Source organism: Peribacillus sedimenti, assembly GCF_046237635.1.
Taxonomy (GTDB): domain Bacteria; phylum Bacillota; class Bacilli; order Bacillales; family DSM-1321; genus Peribacillus; species Peribacillus sedimenti.
In genome coordinates this window covers 892389-917814 of sequence record NZ_CP143547.1, presented here as the reverse complement: position 1 = coordinate 917814, position 25426 = coordinate 892389, and the positions used below count along the sequence as shown (strand labels likewise).

General features: G+C 44.4%; 17 protein-coding genes, 17 tRNA genes and 3 rRNA genes. 6 read left to right on the top strand and 31 right to left on the bottom strand.

Going from position 1 to position 25426, the window contains the following annotated elements; genetic code table 11:
• Position 1 precedes the first annotated feature (1 nt).
• The 3 genes from V1500_RS04665 to V1500_RS04655 all read right to left on the bottom strand — a co-directional run bounded on the left by V1500_RS04665 (position 2) and on the right by V1500_RS04655 (position 2388).
• Positions 2-1753, bottom strand: coding sequence for an ABC transporter ATP-binding protein (locus V1500_RS04665; RefSeq protein ID WP_409304424.1), 1752 nt, complete (start codon positions 1751-1753; stop codon positions 2-4).
• 139 nt (positions 1754-1892) lie between these two features.
• Positions 1893-1966: transfer RNA gene (locus tag V1500_RS04660), tRNA-Gly, on the bottom strand.
• A 340-nt stretch (positions 1967-2306) separates the two neighbouring features.
• Positions 2307-2388, bottom strand: a tRNA-Leu gene (locus V1500_RS04655).
• Positions 2389-2602: 214 nt separating this feature from the next.
• Between V1500_RS04655 and V1500_RS04650 the strand changes: the two genes are divergently transcribed.
• The 3 genes from V1500_RS04650 to V1500_RS04640 all read left to right on the top strand — a co-directional run bounded on the left by V1500_RS04650 (position 2603) and on the right by V1500_RS04640 (position 4015).
• Positions 2603-3268, top strand: coding sequence for a YitT family protein (locus tag V1500_RS04650; protein WP_409304423.1), 666 nt, complete (start codon positions 2603-2605; stop codon positions 3266-3268).
• Between the two features lie 97 nt (positions 3269-3365).
• Complete coding sequence (locus V1500_RS04645; RefSeq protein WP_409304422.1) at positions 3366-3635, top strand: ferritin-like domain-containing protein; 270 nt, start codon at positions 3366-3368, stop codon at positions 3633-3635.
• A gap of 26 nt (positions 3636-3661) precedes the next feature.
• A complete protein-coding gene (locus V1500_RS04640) occupies positions 3662-4015 on the top strand; it encodes a spore coat protein (protein WP_409304421.1) in 354 nt (117 codons plus the stop codon).
• Between the two features lie 130 nt (positions 4016-4145).
• Here the strand turns inward: V1500_RS04640 and V1500_RS04635 are convergent.
• From V1500_RS04635 to V1500_RS04545, 19 genes are all read right to left on the bottom strand, one after another.
• Positions 4146-4227 (bottom strand) — tRNA-Leu (locus tag V1500_RS04635).
• A 10-nt stretch (positions 4228-4237) separates the two neighbouring features.
• Positions 4238-4312 (bottom strand) — tRNA-Cys (locus V1500_RS04630).
• 6 nt (positions 4313-4318) lie between these two features.
• Positions 4319-4393 (bottom strand) — tRNA-Gly (locus V1500_RS04625).
• Between the two features lie 4 nt (positions 4394-4397).
• Positions 4398-4472: transfer RNA gene (locus tag V1500_RS04620), tRNA-Gln, on the bottom strand.
• 29 nt (positions 4473-4501) lie between these two features.
• Positions 4502-4577 (bottom strand) — tRNA-His (locus V1500_RS04615).
• Positions 4578-4592: 15 nt separating this feature from the next.
• Positions 4593-4666: transfer RNA gene (locus tag V1500_RS04610), tRNA-Trp, on the bottom strand.
• A 7-nt stretch (positions 4667-4673) separates the two neighbouring features.
• Positions 4674-4758, bottom strand: a tRNA-Tyr gene (locus V1500_RS04605).
• A 20-nt stretch (positions 4759-4778) separates the two neighbouring features.
• Positions 4779-4854 (bottom strand) — tRNA-Thr (locus V1500_RS04600).
• An 11-nt stretch (positions 4855-4865) separates the two neighbouring features.
• Positions 4866-4941 (bottom strand) — tRNA-Phe (locus V1500_RS04595).
• Positions 4942-4950: 9 nt separating this feature from the next.
• Positions 4951-5026: transfer RNA gene (locus tag V1500_RS04590), tRNA-Asp, on the bottom strand.
• Positions 5027-5029: 3 nt separating this feature from the next.
• Positions 5030-5103 (bottom strand) — tRNA-Met (locus V1500_RS04585).
• 160 nt (positions 5104-5263) lie between these two features.
• Positions 5264-5339 (bottom strand) — tRNA-Val (locus V1500_RS04580).
• Positions 5340-5352: 13 nt separating this feature from the next.
• Positions 5353-5427: transfer RNA gene (locus tag V1500_RS04575), tRNA-Glu, on the bottom strand.
• Between the two features lie 8 nt (positions 5428-5435).
• Positions 5436-5527, bottom strand: a tRNA-Ser gene (locus V1500_RS04570).
• 4 nt (positions 5528-5531) lie between these two features.
• A tRNA-Asn gene (locus V1500_RS04565) sits at positions 5532-5606 on the bottom strand.
• 9 nt (positions 5607-5615) lie between these two features.
• A 5S ribosomal RNA gene (gene rrf / locus V1500_RS04560) occupies positions 5616-5732 on the bottom strand.
• A 301-nt stretch (positions 5733-6033) separates the two neighbouring features.
• Positions 6034-8979, bottom strand: a 23S ribosomal RNA gene (locus V1500_RS04555).
• A gap of 391 nt (positions 8980-9370) precedes the next feature.
• Positions 9371-10920: ribosomal RNA gene (locus V1500_RS04550) — 16S ribosomal RNA — on the bottom strand.
• Together the 16S, 23S and 5S rRNA genes with 15 tRNA genes alongside form the textbook arrangement of a ribosomal RNA operon.
• Before the next feature lie 347 nt (positions 10921-11267).
• Positions 11268-12131: a nucleotidyltransferase-like protein gene (locus V1500_RS04545; RefSeq protein WP_409304420.1), complete on the bottom strand. Its 864-nt coding sequence runs from the start codon at positions 12129-12131 to the stop codon at positions 11268-11270.
• A gap of 152 nt (positions 12132-12283) precedes the next feature.
• Here V1500_RS04545 and V1500_RS04540 point away from each other — a divergent pair, with 152 nt between their 5' ends.
• Positions 12284-12631, top strand: a complete 348-nt coding sequence (locus tag V1500_RS04540; RefSeq protein WP_409304419.1) for a YgzB family protein — start codon at positions 12284-12286, stop codon at positions 12629-12631.
• Between the two features lie 44 nt (positions 12632-12675).
• Here V1500_RS04540 and perR read toward each other — a convergent pair whose 3' ends face one another.
• The 9 genes from perR to V1500_RS04495 form a co-directional block, all read right to left on the bottom strand.
• Positions 12676-13119 (bottom strand): peroxide-responsive transcriptional repressor PerR, encoded by a 444-nt coding sequence (gene perR, locus V1500_RS04535; RefSeq protein WP_409304418.1) that lies wholly within the window; start codon positions 13117-13119, stop codon positions 12676-12678.
• Positions 13120-13260: 141 nt separating this feature from the next.
• On the bottom strand, positions 13261-14220 hold the full coding sequence (locus V1500_RS04530; RefSeq protein ID WP_409304417.1) for a D-2-hydroxyacid dehydrogenase: 960 nt from the start codon (positions 14218-14220) through the stop codon (positions 13261-13263).
• A 216-nt stretch (positions 14221-14436) separates the two neighbouring features.
• Positions 14437-14901 (bottom strand): thioredoxin-dependent thiol peroxidase, encoded by a 465-nt coding sequence (bcp, locus tag V1500_RS04525; RefSeq protein WP_409304416.1) that lies wholly within the window; start codon positions 14899-14901, stop codon positions 14437-14439.
• Between the two features lie 61 nt (positions 14902-14962).
• Positions 14963-15376, bottom strand: coding sequence for a potassium channel family protein (locus V1500_RS04520; RefSeq protein ID WP_409304415.1), 414 nt, complete (start codon positions 15374-15376; stop codon positions 14963-14965).
• Positions 15377-15452: 76 nt separating this feature from the next.
• Positions 15453-16301: an aldo/keto reductase gene (locus V1500_RS04515; RefSeq protein WP_409304414.1), complete on the bottom strand. Its 849-nt coding sequence runs from the start codon at positions 16299-16301 to the stop codon at positions 15453-15455.
• A gap of 17 nt (positions 16302-16318) precedes the next feature.
• Entirely contained in the window at positions 16319-16453 is a 135-nt protein-coding gene (locus tag V1500_RS04510; RefSeq protein WP_409304413.1) for a hypothetical protein, read from the bottom strand.
• A gap of 76 nt (positions 16454-16529) precedes the next feature.
• Positions 16530-17315 (bottom strand): ABC transporter permease, encoded by a 786-nt coding sequence (locus tag V1500_RS04505; protein ID WP_409304412.1) that lies wholly within the window; start codon positions 17313-17315, stop codon positions 16530-16532.
• A 4-nt stretch (positions 17316-17319) separates the two neighbouring features.
• A complete protein-coding gene (locus tag V1500_RS04500; protein WP_409304411.1) occupies positions 17320-18111 on the bottom strand; it encodes an ABC transporter permease in 792 nt (263 codons plus the stop codon).
• 48 nt (positions 18112-18159) lie between these two features.
• On the bottom strand, positions 18160-19167 hold the full coding sequence (locus V1500_RS04495) for an ATP-binding cassette domain-containing protein (RefSeq protein ID WP_409304410.1): 1008 nt from the start codon (positions 19165-19167) through the stop codon (positions 18160-18162).
• Between the two features lie 134 nt (positions 19168-19301).
• On the opposite strand from V1500_RS04495, the gene V1500_RS04490 reads away from it, so the two are divergent.
• Both V1500_RS04490 and V1500_RS04485 read left to right on the top strand, forming a co-directional pair.
• A complete protein-coding gene (locus tag V1500_RS04490; protein ID WP_409304409.1) occupies positions 19302-20603 on the top strand; it encodes a glutamate-1-semialdehyde 2,1-aminomutase in 1302 nt (433 codons plus the stop codon).
• A gap of 350 nt (positions 20604-20953) precedes the next feature.
• The gene (locus V1500_RS04485; protein WP_409304408.1) at positions 20954-25426 is read left to right on the top strand and encodes a glutamate synthase-related protein; all 4473 of its coding nucleotides are present in this window, start codon (positions 20954-20956) and stop codon (positions 25424-25426) included.

The window sequence follows — 25426 nt, the reverse complement described above, 5'->3', positions numbered from 1 at the left end:
TTTATCTCATACCGATTTGCAGCTGTTGGCCTGCAAGCTTCCTATATAGTTCATGTGATTGTATGAGTTCATTATGTTTGCCCTGTCCTGTAATTGTTCCTTCTTCTATGACAAGCAGCTGGTCGGCATCTATCACTGTAGACAATCTATGCGCTATGACCAAAGTTGTACGCCCCTCCATCAACTTGCTGATAGCTTTTTGAACCAGCTGCTCCGACTCACTGTCGAGGTTGGAAGTTGCTTCATCAAGCAAGAGAATCTTAGGGTTGCGCAGCATGGCTCTTGCTATGGCGATTCTTTGACGCTGTCCTCCAGAAAGCTTTACCCCGCGTTCTCCTACCTCTGTTTCATAGCCATTAGGCAGCTTCTTAATAAATTCATGAGCATTGGCCATCTTTGAAGCTTCTATCATTTTGTCTTCCGCTACAGCTGTATCAAGACCATAGCATAAATTTTCCTTTATAGTCCCGCTCATGACAGGGCTTTCTTGGGAAACATAGCCAATCTGGGAACGCCAGAATGATAAATCCAGGCTGGATATGGGCTCTCTTCCGATGCGGATGATGCCCTTGTCCGGCTCGTAAAAACGCTCTATTAAAGCGAAAATAGTGGTTTTTCCTCCTCCGCTTGGCCCAACGAGCGCAATTGTCTTATTTGCAGGTACAATAAAAGAGACATCCTTTAATATAGGCAAAGATCCTTTATAAGAGAATGTAACGCCGGAAAAAATCAAATCCTTGTTCCTGATATCTGGCCTTGTTCCATGATACTCTTCCGATTCAACTTGAAGCATATGTCCTATACGCTCAGCCGCACCCATCGCTTTCTGAAAGGCAGTAAAAAAGGAAGCAATCTGGCTGAAAGGAACAATGATTTGGAACATATAAATAATAATTGCCACCAATGTACCGGCAGATAATTGTCCGGACGCTACGCGCACCCCGCCATACCCTATAAGAATCACCAGTACGACCATCATGATGGTGGTCATAAACGGGGAAATAACGGCCTGTATCTTCGCTTCCTTCAAACCAAAGCCGAATAACTGATGTATTCCTGTATATCCTTTCTCCTTTTCGGCAATTTCGGCATTATGCGATTTGACAAGTCTAATCTCACTCAATACCCTTCCAAGGTTGCCGCTAAAGCGTGCCATTTCATCCTGTGTCAGCTTGGACACCCTATACATCTTGCGGCCGAGCGGTATCAGAACCAGCATGGATAAAGGAACAACTCCAAGCATAATGGAAGTCATTCTCCAGTCCAGCATAAATAGAATAATGACCGAACCGATAATCGAAATAATGCCTGCAATGAATGTTACCAAATGATTCGTAATTACATTCTTGATCATATTGGTGTCCTGAGTGATCCTGCTCATTGTTTCACCGGATTGATTCATATCAAAGAACGGAATGGGCAGCTTCAAAACATGGTCCCAAAGCCTTCGCCTTATACCTGCCACCATTTTCTCTCCAATATAAATCAGAAAATAATAGGAAACTCCTCCGGCCACCGTCTGGATAATAAATGTCCCAAGCAGCAAAAGGGCTACATTGAATTCAATGCCATTACCCCCCATCAAATCCACAAGTCTTTTAGTAAACAGCGGAACTGCCAGGGCAGCGACCGTTTCCAACAGACTTAAACCAAGAATAAAGGTAATCATCCACCACGATGGTTTTTCGGAGAGGACAATGGATAAGAACTGCCTAACTTGAGTCTTGCCATTTGCTGCAGTATTTTTGGTCATTTTTCATCACCATACTTTTCATATAATTATTCCCATTAATGTCCATAATAAAAAGCATACACTAAAAGGTATGCCTAAGAAATGAAAAACGCAGCGCCTCGTTCTCCACTGTAACGAAACACTGCGTTGTAACTATGTATGGAGCGGGTGATGAGAATCGAACTCACGACATCAGCTTGGAAGGCTGAGGTTTTACCATTAAACTACACCCGCATATAATATGATTTTTTGTCAATGATGTAAGCATCTCTCTTACATGATTTATTATATAGAATTATGCTAATGGATGCAAGCATAATTTTATTGTTTTTATCACACGAATATTCCGTATATTCCAAAGCCTTTCACACAGATAAAAGACAAAAATTTATTATCTTAATATAAGATAGTTCATGATTAAACCTACATAGAATTCTTGGTCATCAAAGAATTCATAAAAAGGTATGATTGACTCCGATGGAATTTTAGTACAACTGATAACTATTAAAGCAGCGTGCCCTTACTTTTCAAACGTTCACTTTTTTTAACACCTGTATCCGCATTCAAATGAATATACCGGTGGCCGGGGTCGAACCGGCACTCCGTGAGGAACACGATTTTGAGTCGTGTGCGTCTGCCAATTCCGCCACACCGGCACTATTAGAGTATACTTCTGTTAGCATCGTAACATATTTTTGCCTCTTTTAAAATATGTTTACCCGTTCCTCCCTGTCCGTTTCTCAAACGTTACTATACGAATACAGCCTTGTTCTCTTATGAAGCCCGGCTACAATTGTTTGTAACATAATTGTTGCTTCAATTTCATAAAATGGACAAGGTGAAAAATCAGGGGGATGGGGGAAGTGAATAGTGTGGCTGAAACAAAGAATGAATAACAAGCGTTCGATTCGATCGCTCTTAGTATCACAAATTACTTCCTATGGCTATTTAACCTTTGGTGCCATTATTCAAGGGATAGGGATGGCATTATTCCTGTTTCCAAACTCCATTCCCTCAGGCGGAGCCGCAGGAATTGCAGTACTGCTAAACTATTTTCTTCATATGTCCATTGGTGTATCCTTATGGTTTGCTAATCTTATGTCGCTTTCTTTGGCTATTAAGTACTTTGGATATGAATGGATTATTAGAACGATTTATTCTGTCTCCATTACATCCTTCACAGTGAACTGGGTTACACTGTTTTGGCCTATGCCTGATTGGAATATTGGCGCTGATATCCTTTGTGGCGCTATTTTCTATGGAATAGGAGTTGGCATTTTAATTAAACATGGTGCGTCTAGCGGTGGTATGGTGGTATTTGCATTAGTGGTAGCCATGTATAAGAAGTGGTCCCCCGGGAAGGCAATGTTTTGGATAAACATATCCATCTTTATGCTTACCGCCTTAGTAATCGATATAAAGATAGTTATTTATTCAGTGATTTGCCAATTCCTGTCTACTAAAATTATCGATTTCGTTGATAATTATCAAATTGAACTACCATTTTTCAGCAGTCCAGGCTGGAGAAGAAAATGACAACGCGGTGGATGGATCATATCATACCTATGGAATATTGAGGATTGATATAGCACATTCTATGTTTATACATCCATTATTGAAAGGAGCCGATTAATTGGACAAACAACAATTAAAGTTTGAAAATCCTCCTCGTGCTATAACAACAAAGGATTTGTTATATTTAAAAGATGCACTATCGTGGGAACTGCTCGCAATGAAGAAGTTCCATTTTCTTGCTCAGCAAACAGAGAACGAGACAATATCCAACGCATTGAATGACGCAGGAAAAATGCATCAAAGGCATTATGAAAAGCTGCTAGCCCACTTGCAGGTAGATAATAATCAAGTAATAAACAAGAGCCAAAGCCAGGGATCAACTTCCTGATTGGTATTGAAAGAGGAGGTGGAATAATGCCAGGTGAAAACTCACAAAAGAACATGCAAATTGCAAATCCCCAAACAGGACAGCTCCCAAAGGTAAAAACTCCTGAAATGAATGATCGCGATTATATAAACGACGGGCTCAGTACTTGCAAATATTTAACCGATAGCCTGAATATAGCAGTGCGTGAAGCAAGTCATGAGCAATTGTATTCCGATATGCTTGAAATATTGCAGGAAACTCATGAGAGCTGCCGCAAGATGTATAATTTAATGTTCCAAAACGGCTGGTACAAGCTGGAGGCAGAAGAACAGCAAAAATTGGACCAGGCTCATAAACAATTTAGCAATTACTCTTCCCAGTATCCTTACCAGAGTTCCTGATAATACAAATAAGGGGCATAGCAGTATAACACATAAAGGGACAAGCCTTGCACTTATGATGGAAAGAATAGAAAAAAACCAATGCTCTGTTTTTTCAAAGCATTGGTTTTTTATATTTCGACCCTTATGATACCGGTGGTCGGGGTCGAACCGACACTCCGTGAGGAACACGATTTTGAGTCGTGCGCGTCTGCCAATTCCGCCACACCGGCAAAGAAGTTATGGAGGCGGCAACCGGATTCGAACCGGTGGATAAAGGTTTTGCAGACCTTGGCCTTACCACTTGGCTATGCCGCCTTATAATGGAGCGGAAGACGGGATTCGAACCCGCGACCCCAACCTTGGCAAGGTTGTATTCTACCACTGAACTACTTCCGCATAATGGCTGGGCTAGCTGGATTCGAACCAACGCATGACGGAGTCAAAGTCCGTTGCCTTACCGCTTGGCTATAGCCCAATAATAAAAATTATCTATAATCAATAAAATGGGGCGACTGATGGGAATCGAACCCACGAATGTCGGAACCACAATCCGATGCGTTAACCACTTCGCCACAATCGCCATTGTTGATTAAAATGGCAGGGGCAGCAGGAATCGAACCCACACTGGAGGTTTTGGAGACCTCTGTTCTACCGTTAAACTATGCCCCTGTAAAAATGGTGGAGGGGGACGGATTCGAACCGCCGAACCCGGAGGGAGCGGATTTACAGTCCGCCGCGTTTAGCCACTTCGCTACCCCTCCACTATTTTAAAACAAACAAATGGTGCCGGCAAGAGGACTTGAACCCCCAACCTACTGATTACAAGTCAGTTGCTCTACCAATTGAGCTACACCGGCATTCCTTTTAATGGTGGCTCAGGACGGAATCGAACCGCCGACACAAGGATTTTCAGTCCTTTGCTCTACCGACTGAGCTACTGAGCCACAAATTAATGGCGGTCCCGACGGGAATCGAACCCGCGATCTCCTGCGTGACAGGCAGGCATGTTAACCGCTACACCACGGGACCAGATTGCGGGGACAGGATTTGAACCTGCGACCTTCGGGTTATGAGCCCGACGAGCTACCAGACTGCTCCACCCCGCGATAATATAAATGATGCAATTTTAATTTATGCACTAAGTGCACTGTAGACTGTCCGGATTTCAGAAGGCCAAACCAAGCAGCAGCTCAATCCGTACAACTCGCAGATATTCAGTGAAGTAAAGCTCGTTGCTCCACCCCGCGATAATAGATATAATACGAATGGTGGAGGATGACGGGATCGAACCGCCGACCCCCTGCTTGTAAGGCAGGTGCTCTCCCAGCTGAGCTAATCCTCCACACATAAAAAATTGGTGACCCCTACGGGATTCGAACCCGTGTTACCGCCGTGAAAGGGCGGTGTCTTAACCGCTTGACCAAGGGGCCAATACTAATGGCGGAGAGCAAGGGATTTGAACCCTTGAGACAGGGTTACCCGTCTACACGATTTCCAATCGTGCTCCTTCGGCCACTCGGACAGCTCTCCATTATGGCTCCGCAGGTAGGACTCGAACCTACGACCGTTCGGTTAACAGCCGAATGCTCTACCACTGAGCTACTGCGGAATAATGCCAGCTTGGCGACGTCCTACTCTCACAGGGGGAGATCCCCCAACTACCATCGGCGCTGAAGAGCTTAACTTCCGTGTTCGGAATGGGAACGGGTGTGACCTCTTCGCCATCGTCACCAAACTGTTTATCAATCAGACACTATTTTATTATAATGCCTTTTTGAAATTTTGCAAGAAGAAATTTATTATTCCTTCAAAACTAGATAACAGGTAAGGTTTTTGCGTATCAAAACAATGAATGTTGTCCAGCTACGGCTCCTAACTTCTCGGCCGTTTCGATCCGTCCTCACAAATCCGAAGGATTTGCGGTCCGGCTCTCCAACGTCTGTCGAAGCTAAGCAGTCGCCAAGCCCACAGGATGTGGGTCATGCTGGCGTTGTCACAGGATGTGACGCCATTAGCCAGCGAACCGATATATATATTTGGTTAAGTCCTCGATCTATTAGTATCAGTCAGCTCCACGTGTCACCACGCTTCCACCCCTGACCTATCAACCTGATCATCTTTCAGGGATCTTACCAGCTTGCGCCATGGGAAATCTCATCTTGAGGGGGGCTTCATGCTTAGATGCTTTCAGCACTTATCCCGTCCGCACATAGCTACCCAGCGATGCCTTTGGCAAGACAACTGGTACACCAGCGGTGCGTCCATCCCGGTCCTCTCGTACTAAGGACAGCTCCTCTCAAATTTCCTGCGCCCGCGACGGATAGGGACCGAACTGTCTCACGACGTTCTGAACCCAGCTCGCGTACCGCTTTAATGGGCGAACAGCCCAACCCTTGGGACCGACTACAGCCCCAGGATGCGATGAGCCGACATCGAGGTGCCAAACCTCCCCGTCGATGTGGACTCTTGGGGGAGATAAGCCTGTTATCCCCGGGGTAGCTTTTATCCGTTGAGCGATGGCCCTTCCATGCGGAACCACCGGATCACTAAGCCCGACTTTCGTCCCTGCTCGACTTGTAGGTCTCGCAGTCAAGCTCCCTTGTGCCTTTACACTCTGCGAATGATTTCCAACCATTCTGAGGGAACCTTTGGGCGCCTCCGTTACCTTTTAGGAGGCGACCGCCCCAGTCAAACTGCCCGCCTGACACTGTCTCCCGCCCCGATGAGGGGCGCGGGTTAGAATTTCAATACAGCCAGGGTAGTATCCCACCGACGCCTCCACCGAAGCTTGCGCTCCGGCTTCAAAGGCTCCTACCTATCCTGTACAAGCTGTACCAAAATTCAATATCAGGCTGCAGTAAAGCTCCACGGGGTCTTTCCGTCCTGTCGCGGGTAACCTGCATCTTCACAGGTACTATAATTTCACCGAGTCTCTCGTTGAGACAGTGCCCAGATCGTTACGCCTTTCGTGCGGGTCGGAACTTACCCGACAAGGAATTTCGCTACCTTAGGACCGTTATAGTTACGGCCGCCGTTTACTGGGGCTTCGGTTCAAAGCTTCGCTTACGCTAACCTCTCCCCTTAACCTTCCAGCACCGGGCAGGCGTCAGCCCCTATACTTCGCCTTGCGGCTTCGCAGAGACCTGTGTTTTTGCTAAACAGTCGCCTGGGCCTATTCACTGCGGCTTTTCCGGGCTATTCACCCTAAAAAGCACCCCTTCTCCCGAAGTTACGGGGTCATTTTGCCGAGTTCCTTAACGAGAGTTCTCTCGAACACCTTAGGATTCTCTCCTCGCCTACCTGTGTCGGTTTGCGGTACGGGCACCATTCATCTCGCTAGAGGCTTTTCTTGGCAGTGTGGAATCAGGAACTTCGGTACTATATTTCCCTCGCCATCACAGCTCAGCCTTTGTGGAAACGGGATTTGCCTCGTTTCCGGCCTGACTGCTTGGACGCGCATATCCAACAGCGCGCTTGCCCTATCCTCCTGCGTCCCCCCATCACTCAAACGATGAAGTGGTGGTACAGGAATATCAACCTGTTGTCCATCGCCTACGCCTTTCGGCCTCGGCTTAGGTCCCGACTAACCCTGAGCGGACGAGCCTTCCTCAGGAAACCTTAGGCATTCGGTGGAAGGGATTCTCACCCTTCTTTCGCTACTCATACCGGCATTCTCACTTCTAAGCGCTCCACCAGTCCTTCCGGTCTGGCTTCGACGCCCTTAGAACGCTCTCCTACCACTGACACCATCGGTGTCAATCCGCAGCTTCGGTGATACGTTTAGCCCCGGTACATTTTCGGCGCGGAGTCACTCGACCAGTGAGCTATTACGCACTCTTTAAATGGTGGCTGCTTCTAAGCCAACATCCTGGTTGTCTAAGCAACTCCACATCCTTTTCCACTTAACGTATACTTTGGGACCTTAGCTGGCGGTCTGGGCTGTTTCCCTTTTGACTACGGATCTTATCACTCGCAGTCTGACTCCCAGCGATAAGTCTTTGGCATTCGGAGTTTGACTGAATTCGGTAACCCGATGGGGGCCCCTAGTCCAATCAGTGCTCTACCTCCAAGACTCTTACGCTGAGGCTAGCCCTAAAGCTATTTCGGAGAGAACCAGCTATCTCCAGGTTCGATTGGAATTTCTCCGCTACCCACACCTCATCCCCGCACTTTTCAACGTGCGTGGGTTCGGGCCTCCATTCAGTGTTACCTGAACTTCACCCTGGACATGGGTAGATCACCTGGTTTCGGGTCTACGACCTCATACTCATTCGCCCTGTTCAGACTCGCTTTCGCTGCGGCTCCGTCTCATCAACTTAACCTTGCATGAAATCGTAACTCGCCGGTTCATTCTACAAAAGGCACGCCATCACCCGTTGTCTTAAAAAGACCATAGGGCTCTGACTACTTGTAGGCACACGGTTTCAGGATCTGTTTCACTCCCCTTCCGGGGTGCTTTTCACCTTTCCCTCACGGTACTGGTTCACTATCGGTCACTAGGGAGTATTTAGCCTTGGGAGATGGTCCTCCCTGCTTCCGACGGGATTTCACGTGTCCCGCCGTACTCAGGATCCACTCAGGAGGGAACGAAGTTTCGACTACAGGGTTTTTACCTTCTCTGACGGGCCTTTCCAGGCCTCTTCATCTACCCCGTTCCTTTGTAACTCCATATAGAGTGTCCTACAACCCCAGAAGGCAAGCCTTCTGGTTTGGGCTAATTCCGTTTCGCTCGCCGCTACTCAGGAAATCGCGTTTGCTTTCTCTTCCTCCGGGTACTTAGATGTTTCAGTTCCCCGGGTCTGCCTTCCATACCCTATTTATTCAGGTAAGGATACTGCCCCATTACGGGCAGCGGGTTTCCCCATTCGGAAATCTCCGGATCAAAGCTTACTTACAGCTCCCCGAAGCATATCGGTGTTAGTCCCGTCCTTCATCGGCTCCTAGTGCCAAGGCATCCACCGTGCGCCCTTTCTAACTTAACCATTGCTAATTTGTGATGACCGTCGGCCTTCTTCGTCAGCTTCACTCGCTCACTCCTCACGTATGTGTAATACGCTCCGGTGCTCGCTCGATTGCTTCCTCGAATCCCTCGGTCCTGACAAATTATCAGTTTTACATCTCGGTGTTTTAAAAAATTGACGCAAAAATTTGCCTTATTACTGTTATCTAGTTTTCAAAGAACAACCGGCAAATGATAAGCGGCGCTCTTCTTCGTCAGCTGCCCTCATTCACATCCTCGCGTATCCTAATACGCTCCGGTGCTCATTCAGTTGCTTCCTCGAATAGCTTGCTTCTAATTTGCCTATAAGTTTGAAGGAATCGCTCCTTCAAAACTGAACAAAACATAAGCGCCTGACGTCTGTATATCCTTAGAAAGGAGGTGATCCAGCCGCACCTTCCGATACGGCTACCTTGTTACGACTTCACCCCAATCATCTGTCCCACCTTAGGCGGCTGGCTCCAAAAGGTTACCTCACCGACTTCGGGTGTTACAAACTCTCGTGGTGTGACGGGCGGTGTGTACAAGGCCCGGGAACGTATTCACCGCGGCATGCTGATCCGCGATTACTAGCGATTCCGGCTTCATGCAGGCGAGTTGCAGCCTGCAATCCGAACTGAGAATGGCTTTATGGGATTGGCTCGGCCTCGCGGCTTCGCTGCCCTTTGTACCATCCATTGTAGCACGTGTGTAGCCCAGGTCATAAGGGGCATGATGATTTGACGTCATCCCCACCTTCCTCCGGTTTGTCACCGGCAGTCACCTTAGAGTGCCCAACTGAATGCTGGCAACTAAGATCAAGGGTTGCGCTCGTTGCGGGACTTAACCCAACATCTCACGACACGAGCTGACGACAACCATGCACCACCTGTCACTCTGTCCCCCGAAGGGGAACGCCCTATCTCTAGGGAAGTCAGAGGATGTCAAGACCTGGTAAGGTTCTTCGCGTTGCTTCGAATTAAACCACATGCTCCACCGCTTGTGCGGGCCCCCGTCAATTCCTTTGAGTTTCAGCCTTGCGGCCGTACTCCCCAGGCGGAGTGCTTAATGCGTTTGCTGCAGCACTAAAGGGCGGAAACCCTCTAACACTTAGCACTCATCGTTTACGGCGTGGACTACCAGGGTATCTAATCCTGTTCGCTCCCCACGCTTTCGCGCCTCAGCGTCAGTTACAGACCAGAGAGTCGCCTTCGCCACTGGTGTTCCTCCACATCTCTACGCATTTCACCGCTACACGTGGAATTCCACTCTCCTCTTCTGCACTCAAGTCCCCCAGTTTCCAATGACCCTCCACGGTTGAGCCGTGGGCTTTCACATCAGACTTAAAGGACCGCCTGCGCGCGCTTTACGCCCAATAATTCCGGACAACGCTTGCCACCTACGTATTACCGCGGCTGCTGGCACGTAGTTAGCCGTGGCTTTCTGGTCAGGTACCGTCAAGGTGCCAGCAGTTACTCTGGCACTTGTTCTTCCCTGACAACAGAGCTTTACGACCCGAAGGCCTTCTTCGCTCACGCGGCGTTGCTCCGTCAGACTTTCGTCCATTGCGGAAGATTCCCTACTGCTGCCTCCCGTAGGAGTCTGGGCCGTGTCTCAGTCCCAGTGTGGCCGATCACCCTCTCAGGTCGGCTACGCATCGTCGCCTTGGTGGGCCATTACCCCACCAACTAGCTAATGCGCCGCGGGCCCATCTGTAAGTGACAGCCGAAACCGTCTTTCCATCTTCCCCCATGCGGGGGAAGAACCTATCCGGTATTAGCTCCGGTTTCCCGAAGTTATCCCAGTCTTACAGGCAGGTTGCCCACGTGTTACTCACCCGTCCGCCGCTGACTTCCGGGAGCAAGCTCCCTTCTGTCCGCTCGACTTGCATGTATTAGGCACGCCGCCAGCGTTCGTCCTGAGCCAGGATCAAACTCTCCGATAGAATTTGTGACGCACATGGATGTGCTAACATCGGCGTTGTCACAGGACGTGACGATCTTAGCCGATGATCCTTAACTCATGTACTTTTAAAGTGTGTACTCACTATTGATTAGACGTCTTATTTCTACATATAGAAGAAATAAGAATCTGGCGCTTGTTTTGTTCAGTTTTCAAAGAGCAATCTCAATGTCATTTCTCTCAGAAGCGACTTTTACATCTTAACATGTTAACAACCATGCTGTCAACATGTTTTTTGTTTTTATTAAACTGCGTTTTAGCATCCCGCAGCGACGTATATAAATATAGCACCTAAACAAATCTAGGTCAATAACTTTCTTGAAATAATTTTTACAAAAGATAATATCGATGACAAATATCATTACCTTTGGTTTGCTCTTCATTAACAGAGACAATATTCTTATCGATTAGGTATTCTAATAAAACGCTTAAATCCACAGAATAGTAGTGCAGCTCCGGGTGCTGCATCAGATCGTTTATACTCCACGCCCCTTCTTTATCAGCCATAATTTCCAGAAGATGTTGGGCTCCTAAGAAAGTACGTGAATAAATTAAGAATTCACTTGCAAGGAACAATAGCTCCAGACGTTTCTCCAATGGCTCCTCACTATTAACTAATTCTTCATACAGCTTGAAAATTTCAGGTTCCATATGCTTAACCTGATTCCATACTGTTATTTCTGGGTGAAAGCCTTGTTCAATCACTTCCAACCGTGCTAAGTGATGCAACGAATGAACCACATGGTTATACGCATCTAGATAATGACCATTTTCGAAAAAAGACTTTCCATCCATATACCTGCGTATAAGTTTGGCAAATTCCATTCCAATCTTGATCTTTCGGCCATAAAACGGAAATTCCTGAATTTCGGTTTTAAGGTTAGATAAATATTCGTTTCTGTCGAAAACAATCTTCCCGTTTTGCAGCCAGTCGATCACCTTTCGATTGGAACCAAGCAACAGCCATTCCTGTAATTGTGTTTCAGGTACTATATGTAAGGCCGCTTTCTGTTGCTTATAAGTATAGTGCTTAATATAAAGCCCATCATCTTCATTCTTCGTTACAATGAATAAAATGTAATCAAATGTATCTGTGATGGATGTTGCATGCAGCCGCTTTTCAATTAATAACACTCCGAGCGTTGACTGCATGCTTGCACGCTCTTGATATATGGGACGTAGCAGGTCCTCCATGATTTAATTCCCCCAAAAGCTATGGTATTTACAATTGTTCGACAAACACTATCTAATTCCTTCAATGAACACAAAAAAACACTGCATATTACCTATATTATTTATTTCTTAACATTTCAATTATGTTATAGTTATATTTTAGGAGGGAATCTATGGCGAAATATTCAAGTAAAATAAACAAAATCCGCACATTTGCTTTAGGACTGGTTTTCTTCGGTATGATTATTATGTATGGAGGTATTTTTTTTAGAGACTCTCCAATAATCATGACCATATTCATGATACTTGGACTTCTATGTATAGGTTTAAGTACAGCTGTTTACTTCTGGATAGGGATGCTTTCCACTAAAACAATTCAGGTGGTGTGCCCTAATTGCAACAAGCCCACAAAGATTTTAGGCCGTGTTGATATGTGTATGCACTGCAACGAACCACTGACCCTGGATAAAACCCTCGAGGGACAAGAATTTGATGAAAAATATAACCGGAAAATAAAATAAGACCTCAAAAACAAAAAGTTCCAACCTTTAGCGGCGGAACTTTTTTAATGTGCATCTTTGGCTGCACATTCAGGGCATTCACCGTATATTTCCATGCGATGGTGACTAATTTTAAATCCTGTTACATGCGATGCCAATTGTTCAACTTCGTCTAAGCCAGGATAATGAAAATCTACAATCTTGCCGCAGTTTTGGCAGATCACATGATAATGGTTTGTTGTTACAAAATCAAATCGGCTGGAAGAATCTCCATATGTTAGTTCTTTAACTAATCCAACTTCGCGAAATACTCGCAGATTATTATAAACCGTTGCCACACTCATATTCGGGAATTTACCCTCCAACGCTTTATAAATATCGTCGGCAGTAGGGTGGGACATCGAGCTTATTAAATACTCAAGTATCGCATGACGTTGGGGAGTTATTCTCACACCAGTATCCTTTAGCGAATGCAACGCTTCTTTTAATTGTATTTCAGACACCGCCATGCACCTCTTTCGTTAATAAAATATATATATTCTTACATTATAATATTTATAATTAGTGTACCTGCTTTATGTCCAGTTTGTCAATATTTCTACTGCCAAAACATAAGAAATACAGCATAGTCAAGTGTCTTTTTTCTCTATTCAGTATCCCCTGTGAAGGTCAATCACATTTATAAAGTTTTTTCCACCACTTAGATACTCGAATAGGTTCTGTTCAAATATTTCCATCGCGCGAGGCATATATCCTTTTGTGCGGCTTGAGATGTGCGGTGTCACTGTTATGCTCTCATGAGTCCAGTAAGGGTGATTCTCAGGCAGAGGCTCAACATTAAAAACATCCAGTACAGCACGTGCAATTACCTTATTTTCCAACGCCTTTAACAAATCCGTATCCTTAAATAAGTTTCCCCGTCCAATATTAATGAAGACCGCTCCATTTTTCATTCTATTGAAATGTTCTTCCTTTAGCATTCCTTCCGTCTCAGGTGTGCTGGGTAGTACAGATATTACATAATCAGCCTTATGCAAACATTCGGCAATTTCATCGAATGCATAAATTTCATCAAAGTTCTCTACTCTCCCGCCGGTTCTGTTAACTCCAACAGTGTGTAAACGGAAGGCCTTAGCCAATCGTGCGATTTCTTCCCCGATTGCTCCTGTGCCCATCACCAGCATTGTTTTACCATGCAATTCTCCTAATTGGATATCTCGATTCCATATACGCTGCTGTTGCTTATTTAAAAACTCTTTCAACTGTTTTTCATGTTGAAGGATCATTCCAATTGTATATTCCGCCATTGGGATCTTATGGATTCCACGCGCATTTGTAACCAATATATTGCGTTCAGCTATAGATGATAACGGCATTAGTTCCAGCCCTGCGGAAATAACCATTATCCATCTTAAATTCTTAGCTCTTTGGATATGCAGGGCTGTTAAATCCTCTCCATATGTAACGAGGACCTCTGCGTCTTTAAGAGCGGGATCATCTATATGTAATCCATCGTGGAAAAGAATGCTCACTTCAGGAAATTTATTCTGTAAATATTTTTGCTGGCTGGTATCAGCCAAAAATGTAGCTAGTATATTCAATGCACACATCCTCCAAATAGTAATTACATAAAAGATTCTAACACTGTAGGTCGTACGAGTGTACTTCCAATAAAAAAATGCGGGCTCAGTGCCCGCTAAAGAAAACTTTGAGGAGGTATTCCCTTGATAAATCATATTCGCCAGCTATTATAAATGAGTTGGACAATAGCCTGACAACCAAAAAATAGGCACGCAGCTCGCCAGTTGCCACATCCCAGCTGCGTATTATTTTTCCTTTAAATAGCGCAAAGCATCCTCCACATGACCTTTTACTTTTACCTTGCGCCATTCTTTCTCTACAATACCCTCAGTATCTATCAAGAAGGTAGAACGCTCGATCCCCATATATTCTTTTCCAAAATTTTTCTTCAACTTCCAAACATCATATAACTCTGCAACCTCATGATTTTCATCAGCTAAAAGCAGGAAAGGCAAGCCATACTTATCGATGAATTTTTCATGCTGGGCGACAGGATCTGGACTTATCCCGATAATGACGGTATTCAATTCCGTGAACTGCTCGTGCACATCCCTAAAATTACAAGCCTCCTCTGTACAGCCGGGAGTCATATCTTTCGGATAAAAATAAAGAATTACGTTCTTCCCTCTTAACTCAGCTAGAGAAACATTTTCTCCGTTGCTGGCTTTCAATGTAAAGTCTGGAGCAGCCTTTCCAATTTCTACAGGCATTTGCAGTGTCCTCCTAATAAATTTTGGTTTATCATACCTAATTGCACCTCAGCACCCAATCTTATTCTTCATTGTCCTGCTGGTCAATATCGATTACAGTACGTAAAATAAATGCCGCAGGCAGAGTATATCCTATAAAAGCTTGGACAATAGCAATGATTCTGCCTATTCCAATCGGGCTTACATCCCCATATCCAACAGAAAACATCGTCATGGCACTAAAATAAAAAGCGGTTTCCAGCTGCTTGAAAAATCCTCCCTGAATCCGCATTCCATTGTCGAGGATAACCGAATACTGCTTTAGCTCAAATAATAAATATAATAATGAAAAACCAATGAGAATGGTCCCATATAGATTAGCAATCCACATGAGCATTTCCACGGACATCTTTTTTTCCGTCTTGTTCCCTACAAAAATTGTCCGAATACTCATGCCCATACAAAAAATAATGGCTGAAACCAGGAAATAGAACATGATATGCCCTACTTTCATAAGAGCTTGTATATCTATTTCTACTCTCTGGTCCCATTTTATATGACGGGAAAGACTGTTATTTTACCGGAAACGCGGCTTCAATTAGAGCGACATCCTCCGCATCCAACTCCCATCCCAGTGCCTGTAGATTTTCCTTCATATGCGAAAGACTTGATGCTTTGGGAATCGTTACAAGACCAGGCAGCCGGAGAATCCAATTGAGTGCTACCTGGTATGCGGTTTTGCCATATTTACAGGCAATGGCATCCAATATTTTTCTCTCTTTTGTTCCCTGCTCCGGAAATCCTTTATTGCCAAATAATTGAGGAGCATATCCAAACGGAGAATAACCCATGATCGTAACATTATGCTCTGTACAATATGGGACAAGGCTTAGTTCTATGGTACGGTCATTCAAATGATACCCTATTTGATTGCACACTATTTTATGATCCCCTAAATAACTTTGGGCTTCCTGCAATAATTCCGGAGAAAAATTACTCACGCCGATATGTCTGGCCATACCTGTTCTCAATAGCTCTGTAAATCCTCGCATCGTTTCTTCGAGCGGGATATCAGGATTTGGCCAATGCTGCAGATATAAATCAATGTATGTAGTATTTAAACGTTTCAGGCTTGCTTCGGCTGACTGAAGAATTCCCTCATATGTGCAGTTTTTCCTTAATACCTTTGTAACCAGAAACACATCTTTACGGACATCTGAAATCGCTTCTCCAACAATGCGTTCCGCCCCCCCGTCCGCATAACCTTCTGCCGTATCGATTAATGTCATTCCGTTTTCTATACCGAACCTTAAAGCCTCAATCTCACGTTTTGCCTGGCCCTTGTCCTCTCCGAATTTAAATGTCCCCTGCCCGATCACAGGTATCTTTTCTTTCGTTCCCCCTAATGTCCGATAGATCATATAACCTCTCCCCTTTTTCAAATTTGCTTGTTTAGGATAGAATGGCCCACCAAATGGCTTAGAGATTCCAAGTACTCTCCGCTCTGTAAAAATACCTCTAAACAATGGATTCCGTCAATTGCATCTATTTCAATATTACAAAAATTCATCATTTATAATCTCCAAACGAAGAGTAAGAGGCTGCCCGGCACAAGATTAAAGGACTCCCGGCTAGCGGAAGTCCTCTGCTTAGTTGCCTGCGCCTCTATACCTTTTCACACCCTGATTCCAAATCAAGACGGACAATGCAAAAAATCCGATTCCTATTACAGGAGTCGCGAACGAATATGCGAACCATTCTTCTTTCCTTAAAAAATATGCTGCAGGGTAAACCCCGACAAAAGCAAAAGGAAGAATCCAGGTCAACACAAAACGTATCACCTGATTATAAATATCTACCGGATATCTGCCATAATTGCCAATGTTGTACATCATTGGCATGATGGAGGTTTTGGCATCCGACCAGAATCCAATACTCGCAATAGCTATAAATATTGCGGCATATGCAAGCGCACCGCCAACTGCAAATAGAATAAACAGAAACGGATCATACCAGGCGATTTCCACATTCAATGACGAACCCGCATAAAATATCACTACAAGGCCGGTTACAATTCCAAAAAGGGATTCCAATTCGATCCTTTCCAGAATGACCTGAAATAGACTGTGTATTGGCCTTGATAAGATCCTATCCATCTCTCCTTTTACTATATAACGGTCATTAAAATCCCAAATATTAAAAAAAGCTGAAAAGATTGCATATGGAACGAGAAAGAATCCATAAATAAAAATGATTTCATCGCGTGACCAGCCGGCCAAAAACTGCGTATGTCCAAATACTACAAGGATAAAAATCAAATTGACAGCCTGATTCAAAAGATCCGAGAAAATTTCAACTACCAGGTCGGCTCTATATTGGAGCCGTGTCTTCATATATTGGCTGACATATTGAAAGAACATCGAAACATAAAACATCGTGTCAGCCTCCTTGAATAATAAGCTGTTTTCTTGCTGCTATCCACAATACTTGAATAGGGATAAACAAAATAATGACCCAAAGCAGCTGCTGTGCCATCATGTGAAAAATCTCTGCATGAACGAATCCCTTGGTAAAAATCATGCTTGGTATATAACTGATTCCCTGAAAAGGCAAATATTTCATGATTTCCTGTGCCCAGACAGGATAAAAGCTTATCGGCAGCAGCAGACCGGAAAACAAATCTATCACCACACGCTTTGCCCTGATCAGACCTGTATTATTATAAAAGAAAAATGTAGTAATTCCTGTTAAAAGGTTGATCTGGGTATTAATTATGAAACTTAAAAGCAGCGACAATGCAAAGTAACCCCATAATCCTGGATCAGCGGGTATATCCAAAGGGAATATTAATGCAACAATGAGCATTCCTGGGATAGAAAAGAAAAAGAATCGAAAAATACCTTCTCCAAGGCCTTGCATCGTTTTCATCAAAAGATAGTTATATGGCCTGATCAATTCGATAGCTACTTTACCCTCTTTTATTTCTGAAGCAATTTCCCTGTCAAGATTATTAAAATAAAACGCCCTTGCCATCCAGGCGATCGCAATATAGGTCGTCATTTGAAGAGAAGTGAGCCCTTCAATCGATCCCCTGTCTCCATAAACGGCACTCCAAAGGAAGTAGTAGGCTCCGATATTTATACTGTATATGATAATGCCTGTATAATAGTCCGTCCGGTATGCGAGCATCATTAGAAAACGGATACGGATCATTTCAATGTATTTATCCACGGTCCTGTTGTCCTTTCGTCAGGATTGCATGATAACAGCTTCCACCGGTCAGCTCATGCCCTGTTCATATATATTTCTTACTATCTCTTCAATAGAAGTTTCGTGGATTTTAACATCCTTTATTTTGTATCTGCTTACCACCGCCGAAATAAGCTGCGTTATATGATCGCTCTCTTCACTAACATGAGTGATATACGTCTGATTTTTATCATCCAGCTCCCATGTTGTCTTAAACGGAAGATTTAGCGAATCAAGTTCATCCATACGGACTTCCTCCATAAATTGAAAATGAATCTCCTTTTCTTCTGCCCAATTATTTTTCAAGTTCTGAAGGCCGCCATCATAAATGATCCTGCCTTCATCAAGCATAATAACCCGGTCACATACGGCTTCTATATCAGCTAAGTCGTGTGTAGTCAATACAATGGTAGTGTTGTATTTTTCATTGATTTCTTTGAGAAATTTCCTGATCTTGACCTTAACAAGCACATCCAGCCCAATCGTTGGTTCATCTAAAAACAAAAGCGGAGGGTTATGGATTAAAGCTGCAGCGAGCTCGCACCTCATTCTCTGCCCCAGCGACAGTTTCCTGACTGGCTTATCTAGCAATGGTCCGATATCAAGCGTTTCGATAATATCATTCATATGCTTACTATATTGCTGGTCAGGCACTTTGTATACTTTCTTCAAAAGCTTAAACGACTCCTGGACGGCAATATCCCACCATAGCTGAGACCTTTGGCCAAATACCACGCCAATTGTCCGGGTAAACTTCTCCCTTTCTTTATGCGGGTCCATTCCATTTACGCGAACCGTCCCGGAGGTTGGTGTAAGAATTCCTGTGAGCATTTTAATGGTCGTCGATTTACCGGCTCCATTCTCTCCGATATAGGCAACCATTTCCCCTTGCTTAATAGAAAAACTGATACTATCTACAGCCGGAATAACTTTATAATTTCTCGTCAAAAGATCCCGGAAGGCTCCCTTTAAGCCTGAGCGGCTTGAATAAGTTTTATATTCCTTCCTCAGCTGTTTTACTTCCACCGCATTTGTCATTTTTTATGCCTCCGATAATGTTGTTTCTCCAAAACTATAGTTTATCCAAACGAAGTTCCCAAAACAAACAAAACGCATAAGAAGTGGTAGAATATATTATGCAGTATCGCAGTTATTTTAGGAGGCAATAAATCATGAATTTTACAAAATCGGAAGAATTACATAAAGAAGCACTGGAGCACATAGTAGGAGGCGTAAATAGCCCTTCCCGCTCTTATAAGGCAGTTGGCGGGGGATCCCCTGTCGTAATGGAACGTGCCAATGGAGCTTATTTTTGGGATGTGGATGGCAACAAATATATTGATTACCTTGCTGCATATGGACCGATCATAACAGGCCACGCCCACCCCCATATCACGGAAGCCATCAAACATGCAGCTGAAACTGGGGTACTTTATGGCACTCCCACCCCTCATGAGATAAAGTTTGCAAAAATGCTTAAGGAAGCCATGCCATTCATGGAAAAGGTCCGTTTTGTCAATTCGGGAACAGAAGCAGTGATGACTACCATCCGCGTGGCCAGAGCTTATACAGGACGAGACAAAGTGATAAAATTTGCGGGCTGTTACCATGGCCACTCCGACCTGGTACTTGTAGCCGCAGGGTCTGGCCCATCCACCCTGGGGACACCGGATTCCGCAGGCGTTCCAAAAAGCATTGCCCAGGAAGTCATCACAGTTCCGTTTAATGATATTGAACCGTTTAAGCAAGCTTTGGCAAAATGGGGAGATCAAATTGCAGCCGTACTGGTAGAGCCAATTGTCGGGAACTTCGGAATAGTCGAGCCGAACCCTGGATTTCTTGAAGATGTGCTGGAACTGACACATAAAGCCGGAGCGCTTGTAATATTCGATGAAGTAATTACAGCTTTCCGGTTCATGTATGGAGGTGCCCAGGATCTTCTCGGCATCCAGCCAGACTTGACTGCTCTAGGTAAAATTATTGGCGGAGGCCTTCCAATCGGAGCGTATGGAGGAAAAAAAGAAATTATGGAAACCGTTGCTCCCCTTGGGCCTGCTTACCAGGCTGGGACCATGGCAGGAAATCCCGCTTCCATACTGTCTGGGATTGCTTGCCTGGAAGTGTTAGAACAAGAAGGCGTTTATGAAAAGTTAGACAAATTGGGTTCAATGCTTGAAGATGGAATCACAAAGTCCGCAAAAGAATATAATGTTCCAATCACCATTAACCGTTTAAAAGGAGCATTAACCATCTACTTCACAACCGAGAAGATAGAGAATTACGAGCAAGCAGAGAATACAGATGGAGAAATGTTTGCTAAATTTTTTAAACTTATGCTGCATCAGGGAATCAATCTTGCCCCTTCTAAATATGAAGCATGGTTTTTAACTACTGCCCATACTGAGGAGGATATCTCATATACCCTTAAAGCGGTTGAACATGCATTCAAGGCACTGGGGAATGCTGAAATATAAAAATAAATATACATTTTTTATTCATATTCAGGGTGGAATTCCACCCTGTTTTATTATTAAAGCTACATTTTGAAAGCGTTTACAATAACCTTTATAAGGTTTTTGGTAACAAATATCCTCTTTTAGTAATATCCAATATTATGTATATTAATTGATTTCTGAAAATTTAAGTGATAATATTTACTTACTATTCTTAACATTTCATCTAAGTGATATTCTTCTCTATCATTCTCTCTTTTCATGAAGCTTAAACCCCGTGAGTTTCTCTGTATCCCTTGTATGCACAAAACAGATTTAACATATAGGAGGTGAAGGCTGCCAATAAGGTATTCCCTTATTAATGCCTGATTATGACACAACAATGGAGTCCGAATTTATTTAAGGAATTTTACAAGCAGGAACATGATGCATGCGGAATTGTTGCATCTATTGAAAAAAAGAAAACTCCTACACGTGATAATATATATGCTGTCATTGATGCGCTTGCTACGATGAACCACCGTGCCGGTTTCATAAATGGAGAAGGGGACGGCGTCGGGATCCATATAGATATACCGAGAGCTCTCTGGAAACAGAAATTGCAAGATGGAGGAGTCGATCCTGCTTTAGCTGATAGCGAACGGTTTATCGTCGCCCACTTATTCTTAAGCAGAAAGACTGATACAGCTGAATTAAAAGCCGATATACAAGAAAAGCTTTTGAAATATGGAATTACGGTGTTATATGAAACAGATGAAGCATATCATTCATCTGCCCTCGGACCAATTGCAATCCAGGAAAACTCGATTTTCTGGCAGCTTGCCCTGTCTTCAGAAGTTAACGATCCGCAGACGCTGTCTGGCATTCTCTTTGATCTGTCTGTGGATATTGAGAAAAACGACCATGTCCATGTATCTTCTTTAAGCCAGTATCACGCTGTCTATAAGGTAATGGGCGCTGGAGATATTCTTCCTCAATATTATCCTGATTTAGCAGATCCTTTGGTTGCGTCGACGATGACTCTGGGGCACAACCGTTATTCTACCAACACATTATCCAGCTTCTTCCGGGTTCAGCCATTCAGCGTGCTTGGCCATAATGGGGAAATCAACACAATTGCAAAGCTTCGTGATGAAGCTAAACTGGTAGGCGTCCCGCTTGTAAAGGATGGATCTGATTCCCAGGATTTAAACAGGACAATCGAGACCTTTATCGCCCGTCATGGGTATTCATTATTTGAATCTATTGATTTGTTATTCCCGCCTATTATTAATGAAATTAAACTGTATCCAGAGCATCTTCAGAATCTGTATACCTATCTGAGGGAAGCATGGGGCCATTTTGCACAGGGACCTGCAGGCATCATCTCGAGATTTGGAGATGAGGCGGTATTTTCAGTGGATGCCTTGGGTCTTCGCCCTCTGTGGAATATCCAGACGGAAACATCCTTTATGTTTTCCTCTGAGCCCGGTATCATTCCTGCTTCAGAATATTCGGGCGACCCAAAGCCAATCGGTCCCGGAGAAAAAATTGGCCTAAAATGGGTCGGTGACTCTATCAAACTTTTTAACTACAAGGAATATCAGGACGAGGTTTTCGAGCGTTATAACAAGAGGTTCATGCTTTCCTCAGACCATACTAGACTGAATCCGCCTTTATTAAACAGTATTATTAATGCGGATCAGGCTTCCCCAATCCAAAATGGGCAATATAAAGCATTCGGATGGGAACGTGACCATGTACAGCTTCTCGAACAAATGGCTGAAAAGGGCGTAGAGCCTATCCGCTCTCTGGGGCATGATGCACCATTGGCAGCTCTTAATCCTCAGCGTAAGAACCTTGCAGATTATATTAAAGAAAGCGTTGCTGTTGTAACCAATCCTGCGATTGACCGTGATAGGGAGACTGAACATTTTTCCACAAGAACAATTATCGGCAAGCGCCCTTCTCTATTTAAAGCGGAACAAGCTGGCCAGGTAGTAGAATTGCTTTCCCCCGTATTAATTGAAGGAACGACTGGGTATGAGTGTTCATCTTTGGTTTATCAGCCGAGCTATGATCAGCTTGTCGATTTCTTCCAGCAAAAACAGCTTTGTCATTTTATTTCGGCTACATTTACCGAACATGAAAGCATTAGCACAAGCTTGCAACGAATTTCAGAAGACGCCGTCGCAGCGGTAGATAGCGGGAAATCATTGATCATCCTTGATGACGCGTCCGCCCACCAGGATGGACAGTTGTGGCTGGATCCACATCTTGTGACGTCTGCTGTTGACCAGGCACTGGTTAAGACAGGAAAGAGAAGGGATTGTTCTATACTGCTTCGCTCTGCAGCTATTAGGTCTCTTCATGACTTGATTGTTGCATATGGTCTTGGTGCAAACCTTATTAGTCCATATTATATGTTCCGTTCCCTTTCGGATGATAACCCAGTGCCATCCAAAAATTTATACCACGCATTGAATAAAGGGCTTGAAAAGGTTATTTCCACAATTGGGATACATGAGCTCAGAGGTTATGGCAGATTATTCTCCGGCATCGGCTTGCACGAAGAAATAGGTGAATATTTAAATGTTGTGAACTTCTTTGGGTCTAAAAATTTAAGGGAGGACCTGGAAGCTCTTAAGGAGGATGCTAAACAGCGGGCCATTGATTACAACAATGGAACAGAAAGAATGGGCAAAACCTTCCATCTATTCCCTAGAATATGGAAAGCTATTGGCGAGGTGGCATCAACTGGAGATTATGCGGCTTACCGTGAAAAGATCACAGAGCAGGAAGATCAAAATCCAACGACCATTCGCCATTTAACTGCTTTGAAAACATCGGAGACACCGCTTAATCCTGAATATGTAAGCATTGCAGTGGGAGACCATGACCTCCCTTTCGTTATTGCGTCCATGTCATTTGGTTCGCAAAATGAAATCGCGTTCCGCGCTTATGCTGAGGCAGCAGACAGGCTTAATATGATTAGTATGAATGGCGAAGGCGGAGAAATTAAGGACATGCTTGGAAAATATCCGAAATCACGAGGCCAGCAGGTAGCTTCAGGAAGATTCGGGGTAAACGCTGAACTGCTGAACTCGTCCAATTTACTGGAAATCAAGATTGGTCAAGGCGCAAAGCCTGGTGAAGGGGGACACCTTCCTGGATCAAAGGTTACGGCAAAGATTGCTGAAGCCCGTAATGCTACTATCGGTTCCGATTTAATATCGCCTTCTAACAACCATGATATATATTCTATTGAGGATTTAGCCCAAATGATCGATGAACTGAAAACGGCTAACGATAAAGCTAAGGTAGCCGTCAAAGTCCCAGTAGTCCCAAATATCGGTACAATTGCAGTGGGTATCGCAAAAGCCGGGGCGGATATTATTACCCTTTCTGGTTTTGATGGCGGCACGGGTGCAGCAAGGATTCATGCTCTTCAGCATGTAGGATTGCCAGTGGAAATCGGTGTAAAGGCAGCTCACAATGCGCTTTTGGAAGCTGGGTTGCGACAGGATGTAGAAATCTGGGCTGACGGCGGCTTAAAGAGCTCCCTTGATGTTCTAAAAGTCATGCTTTTAGGTGCTAACAGAGTCGGATTTGGAACATTATCCATGATTGCGGTTGGCTGTACAACTTGCCGGGGCTGCCACCTTGATACATGCCATGTTGGAATCGCCACCCAAATTGAAACAGAAGCTCAGGCTAAAGAGCATGGATTGCGCCGATTCGTACCGCGTAAATTCGATTTGGCGGTCCAGGGACTGACTAACATGTTTACCGCATTCGGCAATGAATTAAGAGCCTTGACGGCATCTCTGGGCTTTACTAATTTGCAGGATATTGTTGGACGCTCTGACCTGCTTGTCCAGGACAAAGGAAAAGAAAACCTGGACCTTACTTTCCTGCTAAAAACACTGGATATTGGCCAGCTTTCCCATAGCGAAGCTGCGGCTTCAATTGATGACGGTGCCTTGCAGGTAGCTGTTGGAGCAGAGTATCTGGATTCGCGTGTCCAAGAACTGCATGAGTCAAGAGTATATCATTCTATTACATCGGAACAGCGTGTGCTGGGAAGCAGAGTGTCCTGCCACAGGGTTCGAGGCCGCCTGGATGGCTCCTATAAATCGCTGCCGCCTGTACATCTTTCTTATCTCGATGGATCTATCCCAGGCAATGGTCTAGGTGCTTATAATAGCGAAGGCATATCCATCAAAGTCAGCGGCGGTGCACAGGACGGCGCGGGCAAAACAGCTATTGGCGGAAACATTTTAATCTTTAAGTCCCCAGGCAAGGATGGAAAGTTCTACAATGGTTCTGTTGGCAAAGGTTTTGGATACGGGGCTCAAAAAGGACTCTTGGTTGCCCAGGGAGATGCAGATGCACGTGCAGGCATCAGGCTGTCAGGAGCCGATATGATCATCGGCGGACTATTAAAGCAGCCTATTGACAGCAAAGAACAAGGTAACATAGCTGTCAACTCAAATATTAAAGGATTTGCGTTCGAATATATGACAAACGGAAGGGGGATGGTTTTGGGAGATCCAGGTCCATGGATTTGTGCTGGGATGACAGGAGGAGTCGTATATTTAAGACACCAGCCGGAAGCAGGATTAACAAAAGAAGCCGTTCAAAGAAGGATTGCAAAAGGTGCTAATGTTTCTATTGAAAGACTTTCAGAACATGGTATCCAGGATGTCACTGAGCTTCTTGGGACATATGTAGGCCTTTTGCTCCAGCAAGGTCAGGCTGAAGAGGCTTCTTCACTAGAGAAGCTGCTTCAAGATCCTTCTAAACATTTCCTACAAGTTGTACCTGTGAAGGAACAGGCAGATCCCTCCGTTTCAACAGAGTGA